We start from the raw sequence: 15,924 nt of genomic DNA, 5'->3' as shown, positions 1-15,924 counted from the left end.
GACGCGTCCCGCGGGAGCCGCCGCACGCGCTACCGTGGTGCGGCACCGCCCGAGGGGCGGCCCGGCGCTGGTCGCGGGCTTCGCGGACAGCGGTCCGGTACGTATCGCACGAGGTTTGGGGCACGACGGTCCATGGCGCACGGCTCGGTCCAGGTGACGTACACCAACACGTCGCGATGGCGACGCCGCACCGGGGACTACGCCTCGCTGGCCGCGGCGCTGGAAGCGGCCGGCGACGGTGACGTCCTGACCGTCGCCCCCGGCACCTACCGGGAGAACCTGGTGCTGGACCGGGCCGTCACGCTGCGCGGCCCGGAGCGGGCGGGCGCCGGCTCGGTGCGGCTGAGCCCGCCCGACGGCGTGCCGCTGACGGTGCGCTCCTCGGCGGTCGTGCGGGACCTGCAGATCGAGGGGCAGGACCAGGCGGCCCCGGCTGTGCTGGTCGAGGCCGGCGCACCGGAGCTGTCGGCGCTGCGCGTCGTCACGCGGTCCGCGGCGGGGGTGGAGGTGCGCGGCGGGGCCCGTCCCACCGTGCGCGGCTGCACCGTCGACAACCCCGCGGGGATCGGCTTCGCCCTCTCCGGCGGGGCCGGCGGGCTCTTCGAGGGCTGCGAGGTGGTCGCCGCGGGGCAGGCCGGGTTCGCGGTGCGCGACGCCGCGCAACCGCGGCTGGACGGGTGCCGGGTGCACCACGCCGGGGGCGCGGGGCTCGCGCTGAGCGGTACGGGCACCACGGTGGAGGCCGTGGGCTGCGAGTTCTACGAGGTCCGCGGCGCCGGCGTGCACGTCTCCGCGCGCGCCGCGGCGCAGTTGACCGACTGCCAGGTGCACCGCACCAGCGCCGACGGGGTGACCCTGGACACCGACGCCGTGCTGACGCTGACCGACTGCCACGTGCACGACGTCCCGGAGAACGCCGTCGACCTGCGGTCGCGTTCGGTGCTGACGCTCGTGCGCTCCACCGTGAGCCGGTTCGGGCGCAACGGGCTGTCGGTGTGGGACCCGGGCACCCGCGTGGACGCCAACCGCTGCGAGATCCACGACAGCACCGGCGACTACCCGGCGGTGTGGGTCAGTGACGGCGCCACCGCGGTGCTGGACGCCTGCCGGGTGCACACCGTGCCCGACGCCCTGTTCGTGCTCGACCGGGGCTCGCGGGCCGACGTGGTGGACAGCGACCTGACCCAGATACGCGGCACCGCCGTCTCCGTGAGCGACGGCGGCACCGTGGAGCTGGACGACTGCCGCGTGCGCGAGGCGGCCACGGGTGCCTGGTTCCGCGACCACGGCAGCGGCGGCACGCTGGCCGGCTGCACGATCGACGCGACGTCGACCGGCGTCATCGTCACCAAGGGCGCCGACCCGGTGGTGGAGCGCTGCACGGTCACCGGCCCGGCGGAGGCGGGGTTCTACGTGTCGGCCGAGGGACGCGGCACGTTCACCCAGTGCCGGGTCACCGGCTCGCGCGGCTACGGCTTCCACGTCATCGACGGCTGCCGGGCGACGCTGCGCCGCTGCCGCACCGAGCGGTGCGCGCGGGGCGGCTACGAGTTCGCCGAGGAGGGGCCTTCGGCGCAGGAGTGCACGAGCGACGAGACGGCGGTGCCGGCCGCGCCCGAGCCGGCGCCGTCGGCCCCCGCGAGCGGCCCCGGGCTGCTGGCCCCGCTGCCGGACCCGGCCGCCCCCGCCGTGGCCGCGCCCCCGCGGTCGGCCGCGGTTCCCGCCGCGGCCGGTGCCGCCCAGGAGACGGCCGAGCCGGAGCGACCCGTCGCGCGCCCCGCGCGGGAGGTGCTGGGCGAGCTGGACGCGCTGGTGGGGCTGGAGGACGTCAAGCGGGAGGTCAGGGCGCTGATCGACATGATCGAGGTCGGCCGGCGGCGGCAGCGGGCCGGGCTGAAGGCGGCCTCCGCGCGCCGCCACCTGGTCTTCACGGGCTCGCCCGGCACCGGGAAGACGACCGTCGCGCGGCTGTACGGGGAGATCCTCCATTCCCTGGAGGTGCTTGAGCGCGGGCATCTGGTGGAGGTCTCCCGGGTGGACCTGGTGGGCGAGCACATCGGCTCGACGGCGCTGCGCACCCAGGAGGCGTTCGGCCGGGCCCGCGGGGGCGTGCTGTTCATCGACGAGGCCTACGCCCTCTCCCCGGAGGACTCCGGGCGGGACTTCGGCCGGGAGGCCATCGACACCCTGGTGAAGCTCATGGAGGACCACCGCGACGAGGTGGTGGTCATCGTGGCCGGGTACACCGCCGAGATGGAGCGCTTCCTGTCCGCCAACCCCGGCGTCGCCTCCCGCTTCTCACGCACCATCACCTTCGGGGACTACGCCCCCGAGGAGCTGCTGAGCATCGTCGAGCAGCAGGCCGAGGAGCACGAGTACCGCCTCGGGGACGGCACCGCCGAGGCGTTGCTGAAGCACTTCGGCGCCATTCCGCGCGGGCCCTCCTTCGGCAACGGCCGCACGGCGCGGCAGACCTTCGAGGCGATGGTCGAGCGGCACGCGGGCCGGGTCGCGCGGCTGGCCGACCCCGGCACGCGGGAGCTGACGCTGCTGTACGCCCAGGACATACCGCCGCTGCCGTGAGCGCGCGGCCCCGCCGCACCGCACGCCGCCGTCACGCGCTCCCGGCGCACGCCGCCGTCGCGCACCCCGGCGCACGCCGCCGCACGTCCGCGCGGCACCCCGCCTCCGCACGCCTGTCAGCCGGCCCGTCCCGGTGGCGCCCCGGCCCCCGGCGGCGCGCCGGCTCCCGGCTGGGGCGCCTGCCCGCGCGGGGCCGGCGGTGCGGTGCGCCGGGCGCCGTCGGGCCGGACCGCCCCCAGGGGCCGCAGGTGGGCCAGGAGTTCGGCGCGGGCGCGGGCGAAGGCCGGGTCGGCCTGGTAGTCGCTGTGGCCGAGGAGCGGCGCGAGCAGGGGGTCGCGCAGGGTGCGGCCGTAGGTGAGCGGGTCCAGCAGCGGCCCCCGGTCGACGTCGGCGACCTTCACCGGGCCCCCGATGGGGTCGGTCAGTCGCCACAGGTTGCGCCAGTGGTCCACCTGCCCGGCCAGCGCCGCCAGCGCGGTGGGGCCGAAGCAGCCGGGGAACCAGCGCCCGTACAGCCGCTCCAGCGGCGAACCGTAGGTCAGCAGGGCCACCTGGGCGCGGGTGGAGCGGTCGAGCTGCCAGATGGCCGCGGCGGCCAGCACGCTGCCCTGGGAGTGGCCGGACAGGACGAGCCGGCCGCCGGTCAGCTCGGTCCAGGTGCACATGCGCCACGCGAGGTCGGGGACGGCCCGCTCGGCGTAGCAGGGCGGCGCGAAGGGGTGCGCCGCGCGCGGCCAGAAGGTGCCGACGTCCCACAGGATGCCCACGCTGCGGCGCGCCCCGGCGTCCCGGTAGGCGCGCCGCCCCGTGGTCACCAGCACGATCACCAGGCCGCCCATCAGCCACGAGCCCACCCCCTGGGCGAGGTCGGCCGCGGCGGCCAGCGGCGGCGGGGCGCCGTCGACGGCCTGCTCCGGCGCCCGGTCGCTGGCCAGCGCGCCCGCGACGGCGGCGGCGCCCAGCAGTGCCGTGAGCGCCGCGACCGTGCCGACCAGGACGGGCGCGGAGTCGGTGAGGCCCGCGCGGGCGACGGCCGCGGCGATGCGGTGGCCGCGCCCGGCGTCGCCGGTGTCCTCGCCGGGGTAGCCGCGGGCGACGTCGGGCACCAGGCGGCGGGTCAGGCGCCACACGCGCACCGCGTAGCAGACGGCGAAGACGGCGACGGCCAGGATGACGACGGGGATCACCGCGGCCTGCCAGACGAGCACGACGGGCGGCCCGGCGATGCGCGCGCCGGGCAGGTGGGCGGTGGAGCCGGGGGCCAGCCACTCGGCCACGCGCTGCGCCGTGCCGCCGGAGAGCAGCCCGCCCAGCGCGCAGGCCAGCAGCGCCACGGCCGGGCCGCCGAAGCCGGCCAGCGCGCTGGCGGCGCGCGCGTCACCCGGCGAGCGGCGGTGCAGCACGGCGGCGGCGCCCGCCAGGGCGAGGACGAGGCCGCCCTGGACGAGCGTGGAGACGGCGAAGTACCCGGTGCCCGGGAGCTGGGCGGTGGCGCGCCAGCCGGCCCGGTCCCAGCCGGTGTGCACGGCGGTGGCGGCCAGCAGGGCCACCGCGGCCCAGGGCAGCCAGCGGGTGAGCGCCGGGTCGGCCCGCTCGTCCACCACGCGTTCGCTGCGTCCGCGCCGCACGACGGCGGTGAGCACGGCCGCCCAGCCCGCGGCGCACAGCACGGCGAGGACCGTGCCGGTCACCGCGAGCGCCCGCCCGTCCGCGCCGGACGCGGTGTCGTACTGCGCGGTGGGCGCCAGCAGGGCGGCGGTCACGGTGAGCAGGGCCGCGGCCGTGTGGGCGGCTCGCAGCCGGGCGACCAGGCGCCTGCCGTACCAGAAGCCCGGCAGGCTGAGCGCGGGGGCGTCCTCGTCGGCGGGCTTGCGCGGGACGCCGTCGGTGCGCGCGGGGGGCGGCGCGGACTCCAGCGCGCTCCAGGTGCGGCGCGAGAGCCACCACAGCAGCGCGGTGACGGCCAGCGGGAGCAGCGCGGCGACGACCAGGCGCCGCCCGGGCAGGCTCCACCACCCTCCGGCGTCTTCGGCCAGGAAGGTCAGCCAGGAGGTGCCGCCCGAGCAGGCGGCGGAGGCGGCGCACTGCCAGGCCACCAGGTCGAGGGCGACCTCGCAGGCGGCCGCGGTCAGCAGGACGGTCAGCGACAGCGCGGTCAGCCGCACCAGGCCGCCGTACACCCGGTGCGTGCGGTGCGCGCGCGGGGCGGCGGGACGCATCCAGTGCGCCAGGTTCACGATCATGAAGGGCAGCAGGACGAGCCACAGCGCGCGGGCTCCGTTGCCCGAGGTGAGCCCGGACCAGCAGTAGGCCTCGGGCACGGGTTCGCGGCCCGCGTCGCCGGGGCGTTCCTCGGCGTCCACGTCCACGGCCCGACGGTGGATGCCCGCGGTGGCGTCGCCGGTGACGCGGACCGTGCGCGGGTCGTCGAGCATCGCCTCCGGGGTGGCCCCGCCGACCCCGTGGACGAGGAGTTCCAGCGCCGGCGCGCCGGGCCGGCCCCCACCGGTGGTCGACCGGGGGTCCGCGGCGTGCGCGTGCGGTGGTTCAGCCATCGTCCGTCCTCGGGTCGGGGGAGGTCTGGTCGCCTCACAGCATCGGCGCGCCGACCGGGTCTGCCCAGCCCGGCGGGGTGAAGGCGGGGCGAAATCGCGGTCGCCGCACGCCCACCGCGCGCCCGGTCCTGGCCCGGGCGCCGGGTGGCCCGTAGGCTCCGGCCATGATGCGGCAACTGGTCGACGTACCACTTGAGTTCGTGGATCTCGCCCCGCTGCGGCTGCGGTACGGGGCGACGCTGGCGGCCGGGCCCGAGGCGGTCTACGGGGCGCTGGCCGAGGACGTGGAGCACTGGCCGCGGTGGTTCGCCCAGGTCGCCGCCGCGCGCCCGGCGCGCCGGGGCACGGGCCGCGACATCACCCTGCGCGGCGGCCCGCGCTTCGAGGAGACCTACCTGGCCGGTGAGCCCGCCGTCCGGTTCGCCTACCGGGTCGACCGGACGACGGTGCCGGGCCTGCGGGCGCTGGTGGAGGACTGGCGGCTGGCCCCGGCGCCGTCGGGCGGCACCCGGCTGAGCTGGACGGTGGCCGTGGACGGCGCACCGGCGGTGCGGCTGCTGCTGCGCCTGGCGCGCCCCGGCCTGGGCCACTCCTTCCGGCGCGCGGCCCGGGCCCTGGACCGGCGGCTGGCCTGAGCCGCCGCCCGTCGCGGCGCGGACGGCCCCTCATCCGCTCGTCCCGCTCGTTTCGGTCATCCGGTCAGCCGGTCAGCCGCGCATCCGCTCGCCCGGTCGGCCGGGGCCTCGGGCCAGGCCCCGGTGGCCAGGAAGCCGTCGAGCACGGCCTGGTAGGGGCGGATGTCCAGGCCCTGCTCGGCCAGCCACGCGTCGGAGTAGTACTTGTCGAGGTAGCGGTCGCCCGGGTCGCAGATGAGCGTGACGACCGACCCCCGGCGGTCCGCGGCGATCATCTCGGCGACGATCTTCAGCGCGCTCCACAGGCCGGTGCCGGTCGAGCCGCCCGCCTTGCGGCCCACGGCCGACTCCAGGGCGCGCACGGCGGCCACGCTCGCGGCGTCGGGGACCTTCATCATGCGGTCGATGGCCCCGGGCACGAAGCTGGGTTCCATCCGGGGGCGTCCGATGCCCTCGATGCGGGAGCCGCGGTCGCTGGCGGCGCAGGGGTCGCCGGAGACCCAGCCGTCGAAGAAGCAGGAGTTCTCCGGGTCGGGCACGCAGATGCGGGTGTCGTACTGCATGTAGCGCACGTAGCGCGCCAGCGTCGCCGAGGTGCCGCCGGTCCCCGCGGCGGCGACGATCCACGTCGGCTGGGGGTAGCGCTCCAGCCGCATCTGGTGGTAGATCGACTCGGCGATGTTGTTGTTCCCGCGCCAGTCCGTGGCCCGTTCGGCGTAGGTGAACTGGTCCATGTAGTGGCCCCCGGTCCGGGCGGCGAGCTCCGCGGAGACCTCGTAGACCGTCTGCGGGTCGTCCACCAGGTGGCACCGGCCGCCCTGGAACTCGATGAGGCGGGTCTTCTCCCGGCTGGTGCTGCGGGGCATGACGGCGATGAACGGCACGCCGATGAGGCCGGCGAAGTAGGCCTCGGAGACGGCGGTGGAACCGCTGGAGGCCTCGATGACGGGCTTGCCGGGACGGATCCACCCGTTGCACAGCCCGTAGAGGAACAGCGAACGGGCCAGGCGGTGTTTGAGGCTGCCGGTGGGGTGGGTGGACTCGTCCTTCAGGTACAGGTCGATGCCCCAGCGCTCGGGCAGCGGGAAGCGCAGCAGGTGGGTGTCGGCGCTGCGGTTGTTGTCGGCCTGGACCTTGCGGACCGCGTCCTGCAACCACGCCCGGTAGGCGGGGTCGCTGCGGTCGACGTCCAGGGTGGGCCGGGCCGGGGCCGCGGTGGGCGTGCGTTCCGCCGTTCGGGTGGAGTGCGCGCCCCGCGGCTCGTTCTCGCTGTTCACGCGGCGATGATAGGCGGCCTCTGGTGTACGGCTCCGCACCCGGGCACACTGCGCACAGGACCCGGCCGCCCGCGGCGGCGGCCGGTGGTGAAGGCGGGGTGCGATGCGAGTTCCGGATTTCGACGTGCGGGGCGTGCCGGTGCGGCGCCTGCTGCGGACGCTGACCCGTGCGGGGCGGGTGCTTGTCCAGGACGGCCGGCTGAGGCTGCTGACCAGCTACGGGCGGGAGATCGCGGGCTCTCCCGTGGAGGAGGTGCGGCTGCTGCGGCCGTGGGCGGCGGACCTGCTCGCTCCCGCGCGCGGCACCGTACTCGTCCTCTCCGGGAGGCGCTACGTCGTGCGTCTGCCGCGGGCGGCGCGGGAGCGGCTGGTCGCGGCGCTGGGGGACGCGCGCGAGCGGGCGGCGAAGATCGCCGCGCATCGACGCACGGCGCCCCCCTGGACACCACCCGATTTGCGCAACCGTGTGACCTGAATCACGCTGGGAGGTCCGGGGCCGGGTCGGCGTTTCGGCGTGGCCTCCGGTCCGTCCGCCACGCAGGTCGCCCGGCCCGAGGGAGTCGCAGCCGTGATCACTCACCCCGCCCCCAGTCGGCACTGTGCGGTCGAGTTCCAGGCCCTGCCGTCGCGCATCGGCCAGGTCCGCCGCATCGTCTCCGCCCAACTCCGCTACTGGCGGCTCGGCCAGCTCGTCGACACCGCCGCGCTGGGCGTCACCGAGCTGCTGGCCAACGTGCACCGGCACACCGGGGCGGACAAGCACTGCACCGTGGAACTCGTGCTGCTGTGGGACAAGTTGACCATCTCCGTCCGCGACCACGATCCCCGGCTGCCCCAGGTGCGGGCGCCGGGCCGCCTGGCCACCAGCGGACGCGGGCTGGCCCTGGTCGCGGCGGTCAGCGAGAGCTGGGGCATGCGCGCCCAGCGCGGCGGTGCGGGCAAGGTGGTGTGGTTCACCCTCCCCGCCCCGCCGCCGACGGTGCGCGAGCCCTCGGTCCGCGCAGTGGAGACGGCACGCGCGGTGGAGACGGCACGCGCGGTACCGGGCTGACGGTCGCCGGGCACCGGTACCGGCGCCGGGGCGTGCGGCAGTGGCTTCCGAGCTTCCGCCGCGCCGCTCAGGAGGCGGCCGGTGGCAGCGGTGCGCGCCGCATGCACAGCCGCGGCCAGCGGTCCAGGCCGAGTTCCGCCTCGTGGGCGCGGATCTCCCGCAGGCCGGGCGTCCACCGCTCCTCGGCCAGCGCGACGAAGCCCAGGCGGGCGTAATAAGGCGCGTTCCACGGCACGTCGCGGAAGGTGGTCAAGGTCAGCGGCCGGTTGCCGTGGGCGCGTTGCACGTGGTCCAGCAGCGCGCGCCCGAGCCCCCGTCGAGCGGCGTCCGGGTGGACGGAGACCTGCTCGACGTGCGTGGCGCCGTCCACCGGCAGGGCCAGCAGGTAGCCGACCGCGGGGGCCGTGCCCGCACGGGCGCCGCCCCCGACACCGGTGCCCCCGGCGGCGGTTCTCCCGACGCCGGTGCTTCCGGCGGCGGCCTCCGCGGCGGTGACGACCCACAGGCCGCCCGCACGGCGGTAGGCGTCGAGCACGGTCGTCGGCGGCGGGTCGTCGTCGGCGATCGGCGCCATGCCCAGGGCCCGGAAGCCCTCTCCGGCCGCGCGCTCGATCTCCTGACAGCGCGGCAGGTCCCCCGCCTGCCCGCGGCGGATCAGCACGTCAGACCTCCTGGATGAGCAGCGGGTCGTCCAGCACGGGCTGCCAGGCGAGTTCGGCCGCCCCGACCAGGCTGTTGTGCTCCAGGCTACAAGCCAGCACCGGGACCTCACCGCTGCGGCCCCACAGGCTGCGCTCGGCGATGACCGCGCGCAGCCGCTCCGGATCGGCGCGCAGCAGCTCGCGGTGCAGGCCGCCCAGGATCACGCGGTCGGGGTTGAGGATGTTCACCAGCCCGGCCAGCCCGAGCCCGAGGCGGTCGATGAGCAGGTGCGCGGCGTCCCGCACCGCGGGGTCACCGGGGAAGCCGGTGCGCAGCAGTTCGCGCGCCTGGTGCAGCAGCGACGACTCCGGCCCGGGCTCGCGGCCCGCGGCGTCCAGGAGGGCCAGCGGATCGGTCTCCACGTCCAGGCAGCCGCGGGAACCGCAGTGGCACGGCCGGCCCTGCGGGTCGACGGTGAGGTGGCCGACCTCCAGGGCCAGGCCCGAGCTGCCGGTGTGCAGTCGCCCGCGCAGCACGAGCGCCCCGCCGACGCCGCGGTGCCCGGTGGCCACGCACAGCAGGTGCTGGGCCCCGCGTCCGGCCCCGTGCCGGTGTTCGGCGAGCGCGCCGAGGTTCACGTCGTTGGCGGCGTGCCCCAGGGCGGGCGCGCCGGGGGCGGGTCCGGTGACGCCCGCGTCGGCCAGGCACTCCGCGAAGAGCGCCCGCACCGGGGCGCCGGGCGGCCAGGCCAGGTGCAGCGGGTTGAGCGCCGTGCCCTCGGGCTCGGCGACGGCGGAGGGCACCGCGAGACCGGCGCCCACGCAGCGCCGACCGGTCCGCTCCAGCAACTCCACGCCCGCCGCCACCACCTGACGCAGCACCCGCACCGGGTCGGGGTCGACGTCGCCGCAGCCGGGCGCGGTGGCCACGACGGTCCCGCCGAGCCCGACCAGCGCGGCCCGGAAACCGTCGGCGTGCACCTGGGCGGCCAGCACGACGGGGCCCCCGGGGTCGACGGCCAGGCGGTGCGAGGGGCGGCCCTGGGCTCCGGCCGCGACGGCGGGCCGGGCGTCCACCGTGATCAGGCCCAGGCCCTGGAGTTCGGCCGCGACGGCGCCCGCCGTCGCCCGGGTCACGCCCAGTTCGGCGGTCAGCACGGCGCGGGTGGGCGCACGGCCGGTGTGGACGAGCTGGAGCGCCGGTCCCAGCGCGCTGCGGCCCCGGTCAGGGCGGGTTCGGTGGTGCGTCACGGCATCATTCTCGCTTTGTGCGCGCGGTGAACAAAGCGGGCCCCGTCCTCCGCGGCGCTCCGGGGCGTGCGCGGACGGTCACAGACTCCCGGTTACTGATCAGTAATACCAGTGTTAGCCTGACCGCCATGGCACGCAGCATGAGTCCGGCCGCCCTGCGCCTCGGCATGAACTGGTGGCCTCCGTTCCGCTTCGCGGGCATCCGCGTCCTCCACATCGCCGACGACTGGAGCGGCGCCCGCGTCCGGCTGCGCCTGGGCCGCCTCAACCGCAACTACTTCGGCACCCACTTCGGCGGGTCGCTGTTCTCGATGACCGACCCCTTCTGGGCACTGCTGGTCCTCTCCTCGCTCGGCCCCGGCTACATCGTGTGGGACAAGTCCTCGGAGATCGACTTCGTCTCCCCCGGACGCGGCGACGTCTTCGCGGACTTCAAGCTCACCCCCGACCGCCTGGAGGAGATCCGGGCCGCGACGGCCGACGGCGCCAAGGCCCTGCCCTGGTTCACGTGCACGGTGGTCGCCGCCGACGGCACGGTCGTGGCCGAGGTGCGCAAGCAGCTCTACGTGCGCCGCAAGCCCGCACGTTCGCACGCGCCGGCCGGCTGACGGCCGCCCGGCGGCGAAGGGCGGGCCGGCGGGCCGCGCGCCCACCGGTGCGAAACGCCGTGCGATCGAGGCGCGGTGCGGTCGGGGCGCGGTGCGGTCGGGGCGGCGCCGGACGGACGGTGGCGGCCGGGACGGTCCGCACGGGCCGTGTGCCGACGGGGCTGCGCCGCCCGGGCCGACGGCCTCCCCGCCGGGTCCGCCGCTCGGGCGGAGCGCACCGCCTCGGCGGCGCCGCGCCGGGCCCGGCCGCCCCGCGGACGCGCCCTACGCCCCGCGGTCCAGGGCGGTCAGCGCACGGCGGGCCAGCGGGTGGGTGCGGACGATGTCGGCCAGCGTCGTGGTGCCGCGGGTGATCTGGGTGAACACCGTCCACGCGGGCCGGAAGCCGGTGAGCACCGCGTGCATCAGCTTCGGGCGGCGCGCGAAGACCTGGTGCATCCGGCGTCCCACACCCATCTCCACACCCAGGCCCGACTTGACGGCGAAGGCGTAGTTGAGCGCCTGCCGCCGCGCGTCCACGGCGTCGCCGGCGTCGGCGATGCGCACCGCCCACTCCCCCGCCAGCCGCCCCGAGCGCAGCGCGTAGGAGATGCCCTCCCGGGTCCAGGGCTCCAGCAGCCCGGCCGCGTCGCCGCAGACCAGGACGCGCCCCCGGGTCAGCGGCGAGTCCTCGGTGCGGCAGCGCGTCAGGTGGCCCGAGGAGATCGCCGGCTCGAAGCCCGCCAGGCCCAGCCGGGCGATGAAGTCCTCCAGGTAGCGCTTGGTCGCCCCGCCCTCGCCGCGGGCCGCGATGACGCCGACCGTGAGCGTGTCTCCCTTGGGGAACACCCAGCCGTAACTTCCCGGCAGTGGACCCCAGTCGAGGTGGATGCGGCCCGCCCAGTCCTCGGCCACGGACTCCGGCACCGGGATCTCCGCCTCCAGGCCGAGGTCCACCTGCTCCAGCTTCACCCCGACGTGGTTTCCTATGCGGCTGGCGCTGCCGTCCGCGCCGACGACCGCGTGCGCCAGGACCGTCTCGCCGCCGCTGAGCACCACCGCGACCGTGCGCCGGTCCGGCACCGCGGGCCCGTGCTGCTCCACCCGGGTCACCGTGGCGCCGGTGCGCAGCTCGGCACCCGCCTTCCGCGCGGCCTCCACCAGCGCCTGGTCGAACTCGGGCCGGTCGACCAGGCCGAAGAGGGTGCGCCGGGAGCGGCGGGTGCGGGCGAAGCGGCCGTCCAGCGAGAAGGTGACGGCGTGCACCCGGTCCCGCAGCGGGAGGTCCACGCCGGGGGGCAACGCGTCCCGCGACGGGCCGATGAGGCCGCCACCGCACGTCTTGTAGCGGGGCAGCTCGGCCTTCTCCAGCAGCAGCACCCGGCGCCCGGCGACGGCGGCGGCGTGGGCCGCGCAGGCCCCGGCCGGACCGGCGCCGACGACGACCACGTCCCAGACGGAGCGCGCCTCCCCTTCCCCGCTTCCGGTGCTCTCGGCTGCGTCCGGGGTGTACTCGCTGCTCACGATCTGTTCTGCTCCCGCTCGAAGACGACCGGCTGGTGGGACGGGCCAGGCCCTGCGGGCATCCTACGGCCCGGTGCCCCGCCGGGCCGCTGTGGGAGGATCAACCCACCGCCGGACGGGCGGCGATCCCGCTCATCCGGACACCGACGAGGATTCCGAGGAGCTTTTCGATGGCGCAGGACCCGGCGCAGCGGCCCCCGTCCGACCCCACCGGCCTCTCCGCCCCGGCCGGCCCGCGGCAGCCGGCCGGGCCCGGCGGCGAGGAGGCCACGGCCGACGGCATGGCGGACACCGTCGCCGCGCTGCTGCCGCAGGCCCGCCGGGAACTGGCCGAGCTGGTGCGCTTCCAGTCGGTGGCGGACCCGGAGCAGTTCCCGGTCAGCGAGTGCGCGGGCGCGGCGCGCTGGGTCGCCGACGCGCTGCGCGCCGAGGGGTTCACGGACGTCGCCGAGCTGGCCACACCGGACGGCACGACCTCCGTGTACGGGCTGCTGCCCGGTCCGGCCGACGCGCCCACCGTCTTGCTGTACGCCCACTACGACGTGCAGCCGCCGCTGGACCTCGCCGGCTGGGACTCGCCGCCGTTCGAGCTCACCGAGCGGGACGGGCGCTGGTACGGGCGCGGGGCCGCCGACTGCAAGGGCGGTTTCATCATGCACCTGATGGCGCTGCGGGCGCTGCGGGCGCACGGCGGCGTCCCGGTCACGGTGAAGATGATCGTCGAGGGCTCCGAAGAGCAGGGCACCGGCGGCCTGGAGCGGTACGCGGAGGCCCACCCGGAGCTGCTGGCGGCCGACACGGTCGTCATCGGGGACGCGGGCAACTTCCAGGCGGGCCTGCCGACCGTCACCAGCGTGCTGCGCGGCATGACGCTGGTGCGCGCGCGGGTGGACACCCTGGAGGGCAACCTGCACTCCGGACAGTTCGGCGGCGCGGCGCCCGACGCCCTGGCGGCGCTCGTCCGCGTGCTGGACTCGCTGCGCGCCCCGGACGGCTCGACGACCGTCGACGGGCTGCCCGCCGACGGTACGTGGGAGGGGTTGCAGTATCCGCAGGAGGACTTCCGGCGCGACGCGAAGGTGCTGGACGGCGTGGAGCTGATCGGCTCCGGCTCGATCGCCGACCGGCTGTGGGCGCGCCCGGCCGTCACCGTGCTGGGCATCGACTGCCCGCCGGTGCTCGGTGCCACGCCTTCGGTGCAGGCCACCGCACGGGCGCTGCTGAGCCTGCGGGTGCCGCCGGGCACGGACGCCGCGGAGGCCACCCGGCTGCTGACCGCGCACCTTGAGGCCCACGTCCCCTGGGGCGCCCGGATCGCGGTGGAGCAGGTCGGACAGGGACAGCCGTTCAGCGCCGACACCGGCAGCCCGGCCTACGCGGCGATGGCCGACGCCATGAGCGCCGCCTACCCCGGGCGGCGCATGGCGGTGGCCGGCATGGGCGGCTCCATCCCCCTTTGCAACACGCTCGCCTCGCTCTATCCGGCCGCGGAGATCCTGCTCGTCGGGCTCAGCGAGCCGCAGGCGCAGATCCACGCGGTCAACGAGAGCGTCTGCCCCGACGAACTGCGCCGCATGGCGCTCACCGAGGCCCTGTTCCTGCGCGGGTACGCGACGCGGGCGTAGACCCGTGGAAGCGGCGGCGCGGGCCTAGCTCCCCGGGTGCGGGGCGGGCGGCCAGGGCGTCCCGGCCACCCGCCCGCACCCGCCCGCACCCGCCCCGCCCCCGGCGTCCGCTCGTCACCCGGCCGTCCGGCCCACCGGCACGCCGTCCTCCAGGTTGAGGGGGCGGCCCCACGCGCGGGCGCGCAGGGCCCAGCGCAGGCGGGTCAGGCGCATCGGCGGGAGCAGGTCGGCCGCCTCCTCCTCGGCGACGAAGCGCCAGCCGCGCAGTTCGGCGCCCGGCAGGAGCAGGTCGCGCGCGGTGTGCTCGGCGAGCCGGCCGCCGTCGAACAGCAGCCGCAGCCCGCCGTACCCGGGCGGCTTGGGCGGCTCCCAGTCGACGACCAGGAGCGCGGGCGGCTCGGCCAGGCGCAGGCCCAGCTCCTCGGCCACCTCCCGCACACCGGCCTGGGCCGGCGGCTCGCCCGGCTCGACGACCCCGCCCGGGAACTCCCATCCGGGCTTGTAGGTGGGGTCCACCAGCAGGACCCGGTCCAGTTCGTCGAAGAGCAGCACCCCGGCGGCCACGGTCTCGGCGGTGGGCTCGGGCGTCTGGACGATGTCGCAGGCGCCGGCGCCCTCGCGCAGCGCCGCGGCCACCCGCTCGGCGGCCTGCCGCGGGGTGAGGCCGGTGGTGTCCACGGCGCGGGCGTCGCCGCCGAGCCAGGCGCGGGCCCGCCGGTAGGCGGCCAGGTGGTCGCGGCCCGCTTCGGGCGGTTGGGGGGCGCGGGCCTCCAGCCGGTCGCTGAGGACCTTGTCGTCCGCGTCGAGCAGGAAGTGCCGTACGGGTATGCGCCGGGCGGCCAGGCCGCCGAAGATCTCGTCCCGGTGCTCCTGGCGCAGCAGGGTCATGGGCGCCACGAGCGGCCCGGAGACCTCCCCGAGCAGCGCCGCCGCGGTCTCCACGACCAGGCGCCGCCAGGCGGGCAGGTCCTGGCAGTCGGTGACCTCGGCGAGCCGCCGCGCGGGCAGCATGCCGCGCAGCCCGGACCCCACCAGGCGCGGGTCGTACAGGGTGCTCTCCGGCAGCAGGGACAGCAGTGCGCGGGCCGTGGCGGTCTTACCGGCGCCGTGGGCGCCGTTCAGCCAGACGATCACGGTTCCCCCCTCTTCTTCGGCCCCCTGTTCAGTGCCCGGTTCCCCCCGCCGGGGAAACGCACTGCTGTTCGGCGCCGGGTCCGGCGTCCGCGGCGGTGCGGGCGGCGGCCGCGGCGCCCACCAGCCCGGCGTCGGCGCCGATGCGGGCCGGGACGACGCGCAGGCCGCGCAGGAAGGAGAGCGTGGCGTAGTCGGCCAGGGCCTCGCGCAGCGGGGTGAACAGGACCTCGCCGCTGCGTGCGACCCCGCCGCCGACCACCGCGACGTCGATCTCGGTCAGCGCTCCCGCGGCGGCGATGGCGGCGGCCAGGGCCCGGGCGGCCCGGGCGAAAGCCGCGCGGGCCACGGCGTCGCCCGCGCGGGCGGCGGCGGCCACGCCCGCGGCCGTCGCGTCGCCGCCGGGCGCCGGCCGCCAGCCCCGGGCCGCGGCCCAGCGGGCGATCGCGGGGCCCGCGGCCAGGCGCTCGACGCAGCCCCGGCTCCCGCACGGGCACGGCTCGCCGTCGAGCTCGACGCTGAGGTGGCCGATGTGGCCGGCGTTCCCGGTGGGCCCGGGGTGGGGGCGTCCGTCCAGCACGAGGCCGCCGCCGACGCCGGTGGACACCACCATGCCCAGGGCGTTGGCGTGGCCCCGGGCGGCTCCCCAGGCGTGCTCGGCCGCGGTCATGGCCACGCCGTCGCCCACGAGGGTGACCGGCAGGGCGCCGACGTGCCGCCGCACGCCGTCCACCAGGGGGAAGTCGCGCCAACCGGGGATGTTGACGGGGCTCACCGCGCCCCGGCGGGCGTCGACGGGGCCCGCGCAGCCGACTCCCAGCGCGCCGACGTGCCGCCACCGCGGCGTCGCCCGCAGCGCGTCCAGGACCTCGGTGACGGCGGCCAGCACCCGCTCGCCCGGTCCGGCGGGCGGGGTGGGCCGCTCGGTGCGGTCGTGGATCGTGCCGTCGGCCGCCACCAGGGCGCCGGCGATCTTGGTGCCGCCGATGTCGAGCGCGGCGGTCAGGTCACGGGTCATGCGCGGTATGGTCGCCCGCCCGCGCCCGCCTGTACAGGCGCCGGCC

At 77.1% G+C, this 15,924-nt stretch carries 13 protein-coding genes; 6 read left to right on the top strand and 7 right to left on the bottom strand.

What is annotated here, in order from left to right; translation table 11 throughout:
* The first annotated feature begins 132 nt into the window (after window positions 1–132).
* Entirely contained in the window at window positions 133–2,583 is a 2,451-nt protein-coding gene (locus OSB71_RS06300) for a right-handed parallel beta-helix repeat-containing protein (RefSeq protein ID WP_265945104.1), read from the top strand.
* Between the two features lie 116 nt (window positions 2,584–2,699).
* Here the strand turns inward: OSB71_RS06300 and OSB71_RS06295 are convergent, their stop codons facing one another.
* On the bottom strand, window positions 2,700–5,138 hold the full coding sequence (locus tag OSB71_RS06295; protein ID WP_265945102.1) for a hypothetical protein: 2,439 nt from the start codon (window positions 5,136–5,138) through the stop codon (window positions 2,700–2,702).
* Window positions 5,139–5,302: 164 nt separating this feature from the next.
* Between OSB71_RS06295 and OSB71_RS06290 the strand changes: the two genes are divergently transcribed.
* Window positions 5,303–5,773, top strand: a complete 471-nt coding sequence (locus OSB71_RS06290; protein ID WP_265945100.1) for an SRPBCC family protein — start codon at window positions 5,303–5,305, stop codon at window positions 5,771–5,773.
* Between the two features lie 56 nt (window positions 5,774–5,829).
* On the opposite strand, the gene OSB71_RS06285 is transcribed toward OSB71_RS06290, so the two are convergent.
* On the bottom strand, window positions 5,830–6,966 hold the full coding sequence (locus OSB71_RS06285; protein ID WP_265945218.1) for a PLP-dependent cysteine synthase family protein: 1,137 nt from the start codon (window positions 6,964–6,966) through the stop codon (window positions 5,830–5,832).
* A gap of 187 nt (window positions 6,967–7,153) precedes the next feature.
* Here OSB71_RS06285 and OSB71_RS06280 point away from each other — a divergent pair, with 187 nt between their 5' ends.
* Complete coding sequence (locus tag OSB71_RS06280; protein WP_265945098.1) at window positions 7,154–7,525, top strand: hypothetical protein; 372 nt, start codon at window positions 7,154–7,156, stop codon at window positions 7,523–7,525.
* Between the two features lie 93 nt (window positions 7,526–7,618).
* Window positions 7,619–8,101: an ATP-binding protein gene (locus tag OSB71_RS06275; RefSeq protein WP_265945096.1), complete on the top strand. Its 483-nt coding sequence runs from the start codon at window positions 7,619–7,621 to the stop codon at window positions 8,099–8,101.
* Between the two features lie 67 nt (window positions 8,102–8,168).
* Here OSB71_RS06275 and OSB71_RS06270 read toward each other — a convergent pair whose 3' ends face one another.
* Window positions 8,169–8,762, bottom strand: a complete 594-nt coding sequence (locus OSB71_RS06270) for a GNAT family N-acetyltransferase (protein ID WP_265945094.1) — start codon at window positions 8,760–8,762, stop codon at window positions 8,169–8,171.
* A gap of 1 nt (window position 8,763) precedes the next feature.
* Window positions 8,764–9,993: an ROK family protein gene (locus tag OSB71_RS06265; RefSeq protein ID WP_265945092.1), complete on the bottom strand. Its 1,230-nt coding sequence runs from the start codon at window positions 9,991–9,993 to the stop codon at window positions 8,764–8,766.
* A 128-nt stretch (window positions 9,994–10,121) separates the two neighbouring features.
* Here OSB71_RS06265 and OSB71_RS06260 point away from each other — a divergent pair, with 128 nt between their 5' ends.
* Window positions 10,122–10,601 carry a DUF4442 domain-containing protein gene (locus OSB71_RS06260; RefSeq protein WP_265945090.1) on the top strand — a complete coding sequence of 160 codons (480 nt, stop codon included), beginning with the start codon at window positions 10,122–10,124 and terminating at the stop codon, window positions 10,599–10,601.
* 264 nt (window positions 10,602–10,865) lie between these two features.
* Here the strand turns inward: OSB71_RS06260 and OSB71_RS06255 are convergent, their stop codons facing one another.
* Window positions 10,866–12,029 carry a geranylgeranyl reductase family protein gene (locus OSB71_RS06255; protein ID WP_265945216.1) on the bottom strand — a complete coding sequence of 388 codons (1,164 nt, stop codon included), beginning with the start codon at window positions 12,027–12,029 and terminating at the stop codon, window positions 10,866–10,868.
* 356 nt (window positions 12,030–12,385) lie between these two features.
* Between OSB71_RS06255 and OSB71_RS06250 the strand changes: the two genes are divergently transcribed.
* Window positions 12,386–13,729 carry a dipeptidase gene (locus OSB71_RS06250; protein ID WP_265945215.1) on the top strand — a complete coding sequence of 448 codons (1,344 nt, stop codon included), beginning with the start codon at window positions 12,386–12,388 and terminating at the stop codon, window positions 13,727–13,729.
* A 114-nt stretch (window positions 13,730–13,843) separates the two neighbouring features.
* On the opposite strand, the gene OSB71_RS06245 is transcribed toward OSB71_RS06250, so the two are convergent.
* Together OSB71_RS06245 and OSB71_RS06240 are read right to left on the bottom strand one after the other, a co-directional pair.
* Window positions 13,844–14,863 carry an NUDIX hydrolase gene (locus OSB71_RS06245; protein WP_265945088.1) on the bottom strand — a complete coding sequence of 340 codons (1,020 nt, stop codon included), beginning with the start codon at window positions 14,861–14,863 and terminating at the stop codon, window positions 13,844–13,846.
* Window positions 14,864–14,891: 28 nt separating this feature from the next.
* Window positions 14,892–15,878, bottom strand: coding sequence for an ROK family protein (locus OSB71_RS06240; RefSeq protein WP_265945086.1), 987 nt, complete (start codon window positions 15,876–15,878; stop codon window positions 14,892–14,894).
* Window positions 15,879–15,924 lie beyond the last annotated feature (46 nt).

The organism is Streptomyces marinisediminis (genome assembly GCF_026262575.1).
In the GTDB taxonomy this organism is placed as follows: Bacteria; Actinomycetota; Actinomycetes; order Streptomycetales; family Streptomycetaceae; genus Streptomyces; species Streptomyces marinisediminis.
Note: the sequence above shows the minus strand (reverse complement) of the source record. Positions and strands in the feature narration are given on the sequence as shown.

Coding starts and splice junctions, on each gene's coding strand:
- OSB71_RS06300 (WP_265945104.1), top strand. CDS start 133: ATGGCGCACGGCTCGGTCCAGGTGACGTACACCAACACGTCGCGATGG.
- OSB71_RS06250 (WP_265945215.1), top strand. CDS start 12,386: ATGGCGGACACCGTCGCCGCGCTGCTGCCGCAGGCCCGCCGGGAACTG.
- OSB71_RS06295 (WP_265945102.1), bottom strand. CDS start 5,138: ATGGCTGAACCACCGCACGCGCACGCCGCGGACCCCCGGTCGACCACC.
- OSB71_RS06260 (WP_265945090.1), top strand. CDS start 10,122: ATGGCACGCAGCATGAGTCCGGCCGCCCTGCGCCTCGGCATGAACTGG.
- OSB71_RS06280 (WP_265945098.1), top strand. CDS start 7,154: ATGCGAGTTCCGGATTTCGACGTGCGGGGCGTGCCGGTGCGGCGCCTG.
- OSB71_RS06240 (WP_265945086.1), bottom strand. CDS start 15,878: ATGACCCGTGACCTGACCGCCGCGCTCGACATCGGCGGCACCAAGATC.
- OSB71_RS06290 (WP_265945100.1), top strand. CDS start 5,303: ATGATGCGGCAACTGGTCGACGTACCACTTGAGTTCGTGGATCTCGCC.